Annotated in this window: 13 protein-coding genes and 1 pseudogene; 13 read left to right on the plus strand and 1 reads right to left on the minus strand. The window is 71.1% G+C overall.

Annotated features, from left to right (window positions below):
- The first annotated feature begins 109 nt into the window (after positions 1-109).
- From rpe to OG866_RS36265, 8 genes are all read left to right on the plus strand, one after another.
- Positions 110-796 (plus strand): ribulose-phosphate 3-epimerase, encoded by a 687-nt coding sequence (rpe, locus tag OG866_RS36230; protein ID WP_329341386.1) that lies wholly within the window; start codon positions 110-112, stop codon positions 794-796.
- A gap of 78 nt (positions 797-874) precedes the next feature.
- Positions 875-1918, plus strand: a complete 1044-nt coding sequence (locus OG866_RS36235; protein ID WP_329341388.1) for a sugar-binding transcriptional regulator — start codon at positions 875-877, stop codon at positions 1916-1918.
- A 40-nt stretch (positions 1919-1958) separates the two neighbouring features.
- Positions 1959-2336, plus strand: coding sequence for a ribonuclease domain-containing protein (locus tag OG866_RS36240; protein WP_329344458.1), 378 nt, complete (start codon positions 1959-1961; stop codon positions 2334-2336).
- Positions 2333-2635, plus strand: a complete 303-nt coding sequence (locus tag OG866_RS36245; RefSeq protein ID WP_329341390.1) for a barstar family protein — start codon at positions 2333-2335, stop codon at positions 2633-2635. The genes OG866_RS36240 and OG866_RS36245 overlap by 4 nt, the downstream gene beginning before the upstream one ends.
- Positions 2636-2766: 131 nt before the next feature.
- Positions 2767-4209 carry a GuaB1 family IMP dehydrogenase-related protein gene (locus OG866_RS36250; protein ID WP_329344460.1) on the plus strand — a complete coding sequence of 481 codons (1443 nt, stop codon included), beginning with the start codon at positions 2767-2769 and terminating at the stop codon, positions 4207-4209.
- Between the two features lie 69 nt (positions 4210-4278).
- Positions 4279-4791 carry a GNAT family N-acetyltransferase gene (locus OG866_RS36255; protein ID WP_329341391.1) on the plus strand — a complete coding sequence of 171 codons (513 nt, stop codon included), beginning with the start codon at positions 4279-4281 and terminating at the stop codon, positions 4789-4791.
- Between the two features lie 211 nt (positions 4792-5002).
- Entirely contained in the window at positions 5003-6487 is a 1485-nt protein-coding gene (locus OG866_RS36260) for an amino acid permease (RefSeq protein ID WP_329341392.1), read from the plus strand.
- Between the two features lie 10 nt (positions 6488-6497).
- Positions 6498-6950 carry an Lrp/AsnC family transcriptional regulator gene (locus OG866_RS36265; RefSeq protein WP_329341394.1) on the plus strand — a complete coding sequence of 151 codons (453 nt, stop codon included), beginning with the start codon at positions 6498-6500 and terminating at the stop codon, positions 6948-6950.
- A gap of 64 nt (positions 6951-7014) precedes the next feature.
- Here the strand turns inward: OG866_RS36265 and OG866_RS36270 are convergent, their stop codons facing one another.
- Positions 7015-7755 carry a GntR family transcriptional regulator gene (locus OG866_RS36270; RefSeq protein ID WP_329341396.1) on the minus strand — a complete coding sequence of 247 codons (741 nt, stop codon included), beginning with the start codon at positions 7753-7755 and terminating at the stop codon, positions 7015-7017.
- A gap of 190 nt (positions 7756-7945) precedes the next feature.
- Between OG866_RS36270 and OG866_RS36275 the strand changes: the two genes are divergently transcribed.
- From OG866_RS36275 to OG866_RS36295, 5 genes and pseudogenes are all read left to right on the plus strand, one after another.
- Positions 7946-9091, plus strand: a complete 1146-nt coding sequence (locus OG866_RS36275) for an ABC transporter substrate-binding protein (protein ID WP_329341397.1) — start codon at positions 7946-7948, stop codon at positions 9089-9091.
- Positions 9088-9972: an ABC transporter permease gene (locus OG866_RS36280; protein ID WP_329341398.1), complete on the plus strand. Its 885-nt coding sequence runs from the start codon at positions 9088-9090 to the stop codon at positions 9970-9972. The genes OG866_RS36275 and OG866_RS36280 overlap by 4 nt, the downstream gene beginning before the upstream one ends.
- Positions 9960-10772 (plus strand): ABC transporter permease, encoded by an 813-nt coding sequence (locus tag OG866_RS36285; protein ID WP_329341400.1) that lies wholly within the window; start codon positions 9960-9962, stop codon positions 10770-10772. The genes OG866_RS36280 and OG866_RS36285 overlap by 13 nt, the downstream gene beginning before the upstream one ends.
- A gap of 3 nt (positions 10773-10775) precedes the next feature.
- Positions 10776-11831, plus strand: a complete 1056-nt coding sequence (locus OG866_RS36290) for an ABC transporter ATP-binding protein (RefSeq protein WP_329341401.1) — start codon at positions 10776-10778, stop codon at positions 11829-11831.
- An 11-nt stretch (positions 11832-11842) separates the two neighbouring features.
- Positions 11843-12478: pseudogene (locus tag OG866_RS36295) on the plus strand (HAD family hydrolase); the annotation flags it as partial.
- Positions 12479-12561: the final 83 nt, after the last annotated feature.

Below are 12561 nucleotides of genomic sequence, written 5' to 3' on the forward strand. Positions count from 1 at the left end.
CACGGTCGGCGGCCCAATATGGCACGTACCGTCCCGGAGCAACATCCGATGAACGGCTTAGGTCTGGACCGACGCGAACATTCGTGCCCGGACATGGGAGGCTTGGCCTATGGCCGTGCAGATCAACCCCAGCATCCTGTCCGCAGACTTCGCCCGCCTCGCGGACGAGGCGAAGGCGGTGGAGGGAGCCGACTGGCTCCACGTCGACGTCATGGACAATCATTTCGTCCCGAACCTCACGCTCGGTGTGCCGGTCGTAGAGTCTCTGGCCCGCGCGACGGACACTCCGCTGGACTGCCATCTGATGATCGAGGCCCCCGATCGGTGGGCGCCCCAGTACGTCGAGGCGGGGGCCGGGTCCGTCACCTTCCATGTCGAGGCCGCCGCCGCCCCCGTCCGGCTCGCCCGGGAGATCCGCGCCAAGGGAGCCCGCGCCTCCATGGCGCTGAAGCCCGCGACGCCCATCGAGCCGTACGAGGATCTGCTCCCCGAGCTCGACATGCTGCTGATCATGACCGTGGAGCCGGGCTTCGGGGGACAGTCGTTCCTCGACATCATGCTCCCCAAGATCCGCCGCACCCGCGAGTTGATCAGCAAGCACGGCCTTGAACTGTGGCTCCAGGTGGACGGCGGTGTCGCGGCCTCCACCATCGAGCAGTGTGCCGACGCCGGGGCGGACGTCTTCGTCGCCGGTTCGGCCGTGTACAACGCGTCCGACCCGGCCGAGGCGGTACGTGCACTGCGCAACCAAGCGGAAGGGGCGACCGCCAAGGCGAGCTGGGCATGCGGCCACTGAGCCACAGGAACGTGAACGGCTCCCATCAGGGCTGATCAAGTCCGCCGGATCTGCAAGGATGAACGGCGAATCCAGAGTGTGAACAGCAGTGAGGAGATGGCCGTGTCGGGTATGTCGGCGGGCCGGTCAGCCATGCGGATGGGACCCGCTGAGCTGGTGCAGGCGGCGGCCATGGCCCGCCGCTTCTACCTCGAGGGCAAATCGAAGATCCAGATCGCCGAGGAGTTCGGCGTGAGCCGCTTCAAGGTGGCCAGGGTCTTGGAGACCGCTCTCGAACGGGATCTCGTACGCATCGAGATCCGCGTCCCGGCCGAGCTGGACGCCGAGCGCTCGGACGCGCTGCGCGCCCGGTACGGCCTCAGGCACGCCGTGGTGGTGGAGTCCCCGGCCGAGGCCGAGGAGTCGCCCGACCCCGAGAACCTCGGTGAGACGGCCGCCGACCTGCTCGGCGAGCTCGTCAACGAGGGCGATGTCCTGGGGCTCGCCTGGGGCCGGTCCACCATCCACATGGCGGCCGCCCTCGATCGGCTGCCGCCGTGCACGGTGGTGCAGCTGACGGGGGTGTACGACGCCGGGACCGCCGAGCGCGGATCGGTGGAGGCGGTACGGCGTGCGGCCCAGGTGTCGGGCGGGGACGCGCACCCCATCTACGCGCCGATGCTGCTGCCGGACGTGGCCACCGCGGCGGCGCTGCGCAACCAGACCGGGATCGCGCGGGCCTTCGAGTACTTCGACAAGGTCACCGTCGCCTGTGTGTCGATCGGCTCCTGGGAGCCGGGCATCTCCACGGTGCACGACATGCTCAGCGACGAGGAGCGGGCGCACTACGCCTCCCTCGGCGTCGCCGCCGAGATGTCCGCGCACCTCTTCGACGCCCAGGGGCGCCGGGTGGGCCGGGACCTGGGCGAGCGGTGCATCACGGTCAAGGCCGACCAGCTCCGCCGTATCCCCGAGGTCGTGGCGATCGCGGGCGGGGCCCGCAAGGCCATGGCGATCGACGCGGTGCTGCGGTCGGGGCTCGTCACCAGCCTCGTCACGGACACGTCCGCGGCCGATGTGCTGATGGCGGCGGGGTCGACGCCGAAGCCCGCGTTGAACAGGGCTGACCCGGACGGCCTCTGACGGAGGGTCGAGGGAGGGCGGCCGTGGCAGCGTGGAGCGCATGCTGCTGCGGTTCGTCTCCCGGGTGCTGCTGTGTGCGCTGGTGCTGGTGCCGGCCGGGTGCGCCTCGACCGATGCCGATGCTCCGGCGTGGGCCGGTGGCCTGGCCACCGTCCAGGAGTCGCACCTGCCCGTCCAGGCGCGTGAGACGCTGCGACTCATCGACGCGGGCGGGCCGTTCCCGTACCAGAAGGACGGCAGTGTCTTCGGGAACTTCGAAGGGCTGCTCCCCGCCCACCAGCGCGGTTACTACCACGAATACACCGTTCCCACGCCGGGCTCGCGCGATCGCGGGGCCCGGCGCATTGTCACCGGGCGGGGCGACGAGATCTACTACACCGATGATCACTACGACTCGTTCAGGGCGGTGCTGAGATGACGGAGGTCGTGGTCACGCTGGACCTCGACGGGGTCACCGACAAGGCGGGGCTGATGGACCGCTGCGCCCGGGACCTGCGGCTGCCGGACCACTTCGGCCGCAACTGGGACGCGCTGGCCGACGTCCTCTCCGACCCCGGCGTCTGGCCGGCGGAAGCCGTCGAGGCGGGGATCGTGGTCGTCGTACGGAACTGGGAGCCGTACGCGCAGGCGCGGCCGGAGGAGTGGGCGGTCGCCCGCGAGGTGTTCTCGGAGGCCTCCGTGGCCTCTGTGGCGCTCGCCCTTGGAGGATCCTCCTAAGGCCCCTCTGACCTGCTTGGACGATCTGTCCGGGCATCGCATTCCGGTTGACATGGGACAATGAAGTACGTGCTCTTCCCCCTGGCTGACCTGTCCGGGGGCCACCTCTGATCGACTGGGATGTGCAGCACGTGCGTTTCCTCAACGACATCCAGCCCCCGTACGACCTGACGTACGACGACGTCTTCATGGTCCCGAGCCGGAGCGCCGTCGGTTCGCGGCAGGGCGTGGACCTCAGCTCCCCGGACGGCTCGGGCACCACGATCCCGCTGGTCGTCGCCAACATGACCGCCATCGCCGGGCGCCGTATGGCCGAGACGATGGCCCGGCGCGGTGGCCTCGTCGTCATTCCGCAGGACATCCCGATCGACGTCGTCACCGAGGTCGTCTCCTGGGTGAAGAGCCGCCACCACGTCCTCGACACCCCGATCGTGCTGGCCCCGCACCAGACCGTCGCCGACGCCCTCGCGCTGCTGCCCAAGCGGGCGCACAACGCCGGTGTCGTCGTCGACGAGGACGGCTGTCCCGTCGGTGTCGTCACCGACCAGGACCTGACCGGCGTCGACCGGTTCACGCAGCTCACCGAGGTCATGTCCCGTGACCTGCTGCTGCTCGACGCGGACATCGACCCGCGCGAGGCCTTCAACCGCCTCGACGGCGCCAACCGCCGCTACGCCCCCGCCGTCGACCAGGACGGCAAGCTGGCCGGCATCCTCACCCGCAAGGGCGCCCTGCGGGCCACCCTCTACACGCCGGCCGTCGACGCGAACGGCAAGCTGCGGATCGCCGCCGCCGTCGGCATCAACGGCGATGTCGCGGGCAAGGCCAAGCAGCTGCTCGACGCGGGCGTCGACACGCTCGTCATCGACACGGCCCACGGCCACCAGGAGTCGATGATCAACGCGATCAAGGTCGTCCGGGCGCTCGACCCGCACGTCCCGATCGCGGCCGGCAACATCGTCGCCGCCGAGGGCGTGCGGGATCTGATCGAGGCGGGCGCGGACATCATCAAGGTCGGCGTCGGCCCCGGCGCCATGTGCACGACCCGGATGATGACCGGCGTCGGCCGGCCGCAGTTCTCCGCCGTTCTGGAGTGCGCGGCGGAGGCGAAGAAGTACGGCAAGCACGTGTGGGCCGACGGCGGTGTCCGGCACCCGCGCGATGTCGCCATGGCGCTGGCCGCGGGGGCGTCCAACGTGATGATCGGGTCCTGGTTCGCGGGGACGTACGAGTCGCCGGGCGACCTCCAGCAGGACGCCAACGGGCGTCTCTACAAGGAGTCGTTCGGCATGGCGTCGGCGCGTGCGGTGCGCAACCGTACCTCCGACGAGTCGTCGTACGACCGGGCCCGCAAGGCGCTCTTCGAGGAGGGCATCTCCACCTCCCGCATGTTCCTCGACCCGACCCGTCCGGGCGTCGAGGACCTGGTCGACTCGATCATCGCGGGCGTCCGCTCCTCCTGCACCTACGCCGGCGCGGGCTCCCTGGAGGAGTTCGCCGAGAAGGCGGTCGTCGGCATCCAGAGCGCGGCCGGCTACGCCGAGGGCAAGCCGCTGCACGCCAGCTGGAGCTGACCCCGTCGCCTGCGGCCCCCGGTGAGAACCGGGGGCCGTTCGCATGCCCGGGCGGCTACGGTCGCGGGCATGGAGATCGCACCGTGCCGGGCCGAGGATCTCGGCCGACTGGGGTCCTTCATGCCGTCGTCCAGCGTCGACGGCAGCCACGCGGCCCGCCTCGCGCGCCAGGAGGCGGGGGAGAGCACCTATCTGATCCCGTGGCTGGACGGCCGGCCCGTCGGCCACGCCGAGGTCCGCTGGACCGGCTGCGCGGCGCCCGAGGTGCGCGCGGCGCACCCCGGCTGCCCCGAGATCAACGGACTCCTCGTCCGGCCCGAGCAGCTGCGTTCACGGGGCGTCGGCAGCGCGCTGGTGCGGGCCGCCGAGAAGCTGGCACGGGCGCGCGGCATCGGGGTGATGGGGCTCGGGGTGGCGGGCGACAATCCGCGGGCGGCGGCGCTGTACGCGCGGCTCGGGTACCGGCCGACCGTGGACTACGTCGACCGGTGGGCGTACGTCGATCAGGCGGGCGTACGGCAGGAGCAGGCGGATGCGTGCACGTTCCTCGTCAAGGAGCTGACCGGCGTCCAGGACGCCTGACCGGGCCGCGCGCAACGAACGCCCGCCCCTCTGCGATGAACGCAACGATCTTGCGGAGGTGCGCAAGGTTGCTGCATGACGACCGTGATGTCTGGCTCATAGGGTCAAGCGCTGTACGTGGCGTGGCGGGGACCCCGCTCGGTGGGTTCCTGCTCCCGCAGGTGTGCCGCCGGTCCCCTCGCGCCGATCGCAGCGACGAAGGAGTCAGCGCGTGCTCGACCAAGGCGCACCCCCGCAACACCGCACCACACCGTCCCCGGGGTGGGGTGCGCGGCTCATGCGGCGCAAGCCCGTGGAACGCCTGGTCGCCGAGGGCGGCCAGGGCGAGGGCGGCCGTCTGCGCCGGACCCTCGGGCTGTGGCAGCTGACCATGATCAGCATCGGTGCCACCCTCGGCACCGGCATCTTCGTGGTCCTCGGCGAGGCCGTGCCGAAGGCCGGTCCCGCGGTCACCCTGTCCTTCGTCATCGCCGGACTGACCGCCCTCTTCTCGGCCCTGTCCTACGCCGAGCTCGCGGGCACCATCCCGGTCGCGGGCTCGTCGTACTCGTATGCGTACGCAACGCTGGGCGAACTGGTCGCCTGGGTCTGCGGCTGGTGTCTGCTCCTGGAGTACGGCGTCTCGGTCGCCGCCGTCGCGGTCGGCTGGGGCGAGTACCTGAACGAGCTGCTCGACGGGACGATCGGCGTCACCATCCCCGACGCGCTGTCCGCCCCGCCCGGTGACGGCGGTGTCTTCAACCTGCCGGCGCTGATCGTCGTGCTGCTGGCCATGGCGTTCCTGCTGGGCGGGGCGCGGGAGTCCGCCCGCGCCAACACGATCATGGTGGTCGTGAAGATCGCCGCGCTGGTGCTGTTCTGCGCCATCGGCGTCCAGGGCTTCCGCGCCGGCAACTACGAGCACTTCATGCCGCTCGGCATGGCGGGCGTCAGCGCGGCCGGGGCCACGCTCTTCTTCTCGTACATCGGCTTCGACGCCGCCTCCACCGCCGGTGAGGAGGCGAAGAACGCCCAGCGCGACCTGCCGCGCGCGATCATGCTGTCGCTGGTCATCGTCACCGCGCTGTACGTCCTTGTCGCGGCCGTCGCCGTCGGCGCCAAGCCCTGGCAGCGGTTCGGGGACTCCGAGGCCGCGCTCGCGCAGATCATGCGTGACGTGACCGGGCAGACCTTCTGGGGGACCCTGCTGGCCGCGTGTGCCGTCATCGCCATCGCGAGCGTCGTCCTGACCGTGCTCTACGGTCAGACCCGCATCCTCTTCGCGATGTCCCGGGACGGGCTGGTGCCCCAGGTGTTCGGGCGGGTGCATCCGAAGACGGGTACGCCGCGGGCCAACACCGTGATCGTGTCCCTGTTCTGCGGTGTCCTCGCCGCCGCGATCCCGCTGGGGCAGCTCGCCGACGCCACCAGCATCGGCACGCTGTTCGCCTTCGGGCTGGTCAACATCGCCGTCGTGGTGCTGCGCCGGACGCGTCCGGAGATGCCGCGCACCTTCCGGGTGCCGTTGTCGCCGGTGCTGCCGGTGCTGGGCCTCGGGTTCTGCGTCTGGATGATGGGCAGCCTGTCCGCCGTCACCTGGGTGGTCTTCGGAATCTGGATGGCGGCCGGGCTCGTGTTCTACTTCCTGTACGGCCACCGCCGCTCCCGTCTCGCGACGACCGCACCTACCGCACCGCCCGCATCACCTGAGAGCTGATCCACCCACCGTGCTCAACGATCTCGACGAACGCATCGTCCACGCCCTCGCCGAGGACGCCCGCCGCTCCTACGCGGACATCGGGCAGATCGTCGGTCTGTCCGCGCCCGCCGTGAAACGACGGGTGGACCGGCTGCGTGCCACTGGCGCCATCACCGGGTTCACGGTGCGGGTCGATCCGTCGGCGCTCGGCTGGGAGACCGAGGGGTTCGTCGAGATCTACTGCCGGCACAACACCTCGCCGGAGATCATCCGGCGGGGTCTTGAGCGGTACCAGGAGGTGGTGGCGGCGTCGACGGTCACGGGGGACGCGGATGCGATCGTGCAGGTGTTTGCGTCTGACATGCGGCACTTTGAACGGGTCCTGGAGCGGATTGCCGGGGAGCCGTTCGTCGAGCGGACCAAGTCGGTGCTGGTGTTGTCGCCGTTGTTGAGGCGGTTCTCCTCGGGGGCGCCCGGGTGATGGGTGGTGCGGCTGTGGGGCTGGTGCGGGTCCGTTGTGGCCGTTCGCGCAGTTCCCCCCGCCCCTACTCCGCCGTCTTTCTCGCCAGCGCGTTGTTGGCCGTCGAGTTGTGCACGCTGAAGCTCACCGCGTCCGAGCGGTAGCGGTCGTCCGACCACTCCACCGGGCGGCCCTCGCGGGTCGTCGTCACACGGCGGACCCTGAGAAGGGGGCTGGTGCGGCGGACCGACAGGAGGTCCGCGTCCTGCGCGCCCGCCGCGACCGCGTCGATGACATGCTCGCCGTACGCGAAGACCAACCCCGTCTCGTCGTACAGGCGTTGGGTGACGGAGGGGCAGTCCGGCTCGATCGGTTCGACGGCGGGGGAGATCCAGTCGGCGTACACCGTCCGTTCCAGCAGTACCGGCTCGCCGTCCAGGCCGCGGACCCGCAGGACGTGCAACACCGGTGTCCCGGCGGGTAGTTGGAGGCGTACGGCGTCCTCGGTGGACGCCGGTCGGTACTCCTGGGTGATGACCTGCCCCGTTGCCTCGCGGCCCATCGCCCGCGCCCACTGGGCGAAGCTGCGCAGTTCGGCGAAGCTCTGGCTGCGGCGGCTGGCCAGCACCACGCGGCGGGCGCCCTGGCGGGAGCCGATGAGGCCCTCGGCGGTCAGCGCGGCGACCGCCTGGCGGACCGTGCCCCGTGAGACGCCGTAGTGGGCGGCGAGGTCCGTCTCCGCGGGCAGGCGGCTGCCGACCGTGTACTCCTCGCGGTCGATCGCCCGGCGCAGTTCGTCGGCGATCTCTTCGTGTCGCGCCGCCATGCTTCCCCTCTGAGTCGAATGCTGTGCACAGCGTGACCAGCCTAGTCGACATCCGGCGGCGGCCGGAGGGGTACTTGATTGGCCCGGAGTTCGGGGGTCAGCGTTTCTTCAGTGTTTACGGGCGTGACACCAGCGGCAGCCTTACTGGGGCCAACTTGTTCAGACAAGTTCTTAACGCCCTGGAGAAGCCGTGACCGTTTCCCTGCCGAGAACCGCCGCCCTCGGCGCCATAGCCGCGCTCACCCTGAGCGCCTGCGGCGCCGCCCCCGACACCGCGTCCACCACCGCCGACGGCAAGAACGCCGCCACCGCCACCTCCGCCGCCGACTTCGGCGGCCTCGACGCCCTGGTGACCGCGGCCAAGAAGGAGGGCACGCTCAACGCCATCGCCCTGCCCCGCGACTGGGCCAACTACGGTGCCCTCATCGACGGGTTCGAGAAGAAGTACGGCATCAAGATCTCCGTCGAGAACCCCGACGGCGCCAGCCAGGACGAGATCAACGCCGTGACGTCGAGGAAGGGCCAGGGCCGCGCACCCGACGTGCTCGACCTCGGCAGCTCCTTCGCGATCAGCGCCGCCCAGCAGGGGCTGCTCGCCCCCTACAAGGTGCAGGGCTTCGCCGACATCCCCGAGGGGCAGAAGGACGCGCAGGCCCGCTGGTACAACGACTACGGCGGCTACATCTCCATCGGCTGCGACGCGAAGCGGGTCAAGAGCTGTCCCACCACCTTCGCCGACCTGCTCAAGCCGCAGTACAAGGGCCAGGTCGCCCTCAACGGCAACCCCACCAAGTCCGGTTCGGCGTTCGGCGGCGTGTGGGCGGCGGCGCTCGCGAACGGCGGCTCCTTCGACGACATCCAGCCCGGCCTCGACTTCTTCAAGAAGCTGAAGGACAACGGCAATTACACCCCCGTCGAGTCCACCCCGGCCACCGTCGAGAAGGGTGAGACGCCGATCAGCATCGACTGGGACTACCTCAACGCCGGGTACGCGGACGAGTTCAAGTCCAAGGGCGTGGACTGGAAGGTCACCGTCCCCGGCGACGGGCAGTTCTCCCAGTACTACTCCCAGGCCATCAACAAGGACGCCCCGCACCCGGCGGCCGCCCGGCTGTGGCAGGAGTACCTCTACAGCGCCGAGGGCCAGAACCTGTGGCTCAAGGGATACGCCCGCCCGGCCCTGATGGCCGCCATGGAGAAGGCCGGCACCCTCGACAAGACCGCGGCGGCCAAGCTCCCCGAGGTCTCCGGCACGCCCTCCTTCCCGACCGAGGCCCAGCAGGACAAGGCCAAGACGGTCCTCGGACAGGGCTGGGCGAAGGCCGTCTCCGGATGACGGCCACGCTCCCGCGGGTCGACACGGCGCCCGCCGCCGCGGTGGGGCGGCGGCGCCGGTCGCTCGGCTGGGTCGCCGTCGTCCCGCTGCTCGCCTTCACCGCCGTGGCCTTCGGGCTGCCCGCCTGGGCGGTCCTCGACGGAGCCTTCACGGTCAAGAGCACCGGCGCCTACAGCACGGCCAACCTGACCGCCTCGCTGCGGGGCGCCTATCTCACCGCCCTCGTCGGCAGCGTCAAGCTGTCCGCGGTGTCCGCCGCCCTCGCGACGCTCCTCGGACTGCCGCTCGCACAGGCCGTCGTCACCTCCCGGTACCGCGCGCTGCGCGAGGCCGTGCTCACCGCCTCCGGCGTCCTCGCCAACTTCGGCGGTGTCCCGCTCGCCTTCGCCTTCGTCGCCACGCTCGGCAACGCCGGCGTACTGACCCGGCACCTGGGCCTCACCGACAAAGGCTGGGACCTCTACAGCTTCTGGGGACTGGTCGTCGTCTACCTGTACTTCCTGATCCCGCTGATGGTCCTCACCATCACCCCCGCCCTGGAGGGGCTGCGCGTCCAGTGGCGGGAGGCCGCGCAGAACAACGGCGCGACCACCAGGCAGTACTGGCTGCATGTCGCCCTGCCCGTCCTGCTGCCCACGCTGCTGGGCGGGTTCGTGCTGCTCTTCGGCAGCGCCTTCGCCGCCTACGCCACCGCCGCCGCGATCGTGGGCAGTTCCGTCCCGTTGATCACCCTTCAGATCGCCGACGCCCTCTCCGGCAACGTGCTCGTCGGCCAGGAGAACGTGGCCCTCGCCCTCAGCCTCGACATGGTCCTCGTCGCGGGCCTCGTCATGGCCGTGTATCTGCCCCTGCAACGGAGGAGTGCGCGATGGCTCGCCTGAACCTGTGGCGGTGGGGTGTGTTCGGCCTCGCCGGGCTGTACTTCCTGCTGCCGCTGGCCGCCTCCGTGGTCTTCACGGTCGACGTGCCGGGACAGGGCCTGACCGTCGACGCCTACACCCAGATCGTCGCCACCGGCGGCTTCGGCTCCAGCCTGATGCTCTCGCTGGAACTGGCCCTCGCCACCATCGCCGTCGTCCTGCTGCTGATGGTGCCCGCCATGGTCGCGCTGCGGCTCGGCGCGCCGAAGCTGCGGCCGGTGGTGGAGGTGGTGTGCTCGCTGCCGCTGGTCGTGCCGCCGATCGCGTTCGTCGCCGGCATCGTCACGGTCCTCAAGTGGGGGCCCGAACACCTCTCCCGCACGCCGCTGTTCCAGACCTTCGTCGCCATCCAGAACCCCGACTTCCCCGTCGTACTCGTCCTGGCGTACGTCGTGATGGCGCTGCCCTTCGTGTACCGGGCCCTGGACGCCGGACTGCGCGCGATCGACGTCCCCACCCTCGTCGAGGCCGCGCGGAGCTGCGGCGCGAGCTGGCCGCAGGCCCTGGTCCAGGCGGTCCTGCCCAACCTGCGCGGCGCCCTGCTCAACGCCTCCTTCCTCACCCTGGCCCTGGTGCTCGGCGAGTTCACCGTCGCCCAGCTGCTGGGCTTCCAGCCCTTCGCGGTGTGGATCGTCAACGTCAGCGGCTCGCAGGCCCAGTTGTCCGTCGCCGTGTCCGTGATGAGCCTGCTCGTCACCTGGCTGCTGCTCCTCGTCCTGGCCGGCTTCGGCGGGCGCTCCCGTACCACCTCCCGGGGTTGAACCATGAAAACGAACGAGAACGCCGCCACCGTCGAATTCCGCGGACTGAGAAGGGAGTTCGGGCCCACGGTCGCGCTCGACGGCCTCGATCTCACCGTCCGCCCGGGTGAGCTGATCGCCCTGCTCGGCCCCTCCGGCTGCGGCAAGACCACCGCCCTCAGGATGCTCGCCGGCTTCGAGCACCCCGACTCCGGTGCGGTGTTGGTGGACGGCGAGGACGTCACCCGGATCCCGGCCCACCGCCGGGACGCCGGGATGGTCTTCCAGTCGTACAGCCTCTTCCCGCACCTCGACGCACTCGACAACGTGGCCTTCGGGCTGCGGATGCGCGGGGTGCGTACGGGCGAACGGCGGGCGCGTGCAGCCGAGTTGCTGGAGCTGGTCGGGCTCGCCGACAAGGGCGCGCGCTATCCGCACCAGCTCTCCGGGGGCCAGCAGCAGCGCGTCGCGCTGGCCCGGGCCCTCGCCCTGCGGCCGCGGGTGCTGCTGCTGGACGAGCCGCTGTCCGCCCTCGACGCCAAGGTGCGGCTCACGCTCCGCGAGGAGATCAGGCGGCTCCAGCAGGAGCTGGGCATCACCACGCTGTTCGTCACCCATGACCAGGAGGAGGCCCTGTCCATGGCGGACCGGGTCGCCGTGATGCACGCCGGGAAGCTCGAACAGTGCGCGGCACCCGCCGAGTTGTACGGCCGACCGGCCACCGCCTTCGTCGCCGAGTTCGTGGGGACGATGAGCCGCGTCCCGGGGCGGGTGGGCGACGGTGTGGTCGACGTGCTCGGGCAGCGGCTGCCGGTCGACGGTCCCGTGCCGGAGGCGGGCGACGTGGACGTGCTGGTGCGGCCCGAGGCGGTACGGGTGGCCGCGGACGCCGACGGGAAGGCACGGGTGCTCGCCACGTCCTTCCTGGGCGCGGCCGTCCGCGTCACCGTCCGGCTCGCCGACGGCGGTGAGGTCAAGGCCGATCTGCCCGCGCACGAGGCGGGTGCGCTCACGGCCGGTGCCACGGTGAGCGTCTCGCTGCCCGAGCGGCCGGTGCTGGTCGCGGAACGTACCGTATGAAAGAGATGGACATGACCCGACTCCCGCTCCAGGCCGTCCTGTTCGACATGGACGGCACACTCGTCGACACCGAGCGGCTGTGGTGGCAGGCGGTGGAGCGGGTCGCCGGGCGGGAACTGACCGAGGCGGACCGGGCGGACGTCCTCGGCCGTCCCGTCGAGCACACCGCCGACTGGCTGGCCGCCGCCACCGGCGCCCCGGCCGCCGACCTCGCCGACACCCTCCACCGGGAGTTCGCCGACCGGGTCCGCACCGGTGTCGTGCCCCGCCCCGGCGCCCTCGACCTGCTCGACGCGCTGGCCCGCGAGGGCGTACCGACCGCGCTGGTGACGGCGTCGCCGCGGTCGGTCGCGGACACCGTGCTGCGCGCACTGGGCACCGGCCGTTTCGCCGTCTCCGTCACCGCCGACGACACCGCCCGCACCAAGCCGGAGCCGGACCCCTATCTCGCCGCGTGCCGGGCGCTCGGCGTGGACCCCTCGGGGTGCGTCGCCGTCGAGGACACGGAAACCGGCGTGACCTCCGCCGAGGCGGCCGGCTGCACGGTGCTCGCCGTGCCCTCCCTCGCCCCCATCGAGGCGGCACCCGGCCGGACCGTCGAGGCCAGCCTGGCCGGGGTGACCCCGTCGGCGCTGCGCGCGCTGCTCCCGTCATGAGCACCGTCTATTCGCTGGGCAGCGGGCCCGCAAGTGTCTAGCATCGGTGTCATGACCTGGCGACATTGATCCAC

This window comes from Streptomyces sp. NBC_00663, assembly GCF_036226885.1.
Taxonomy (GTDB): domain Bacteria; phylum Actinomycetota; class Actinomycetes; order Streptomycetales; family Streptomycetaceae; genus Streptomyces.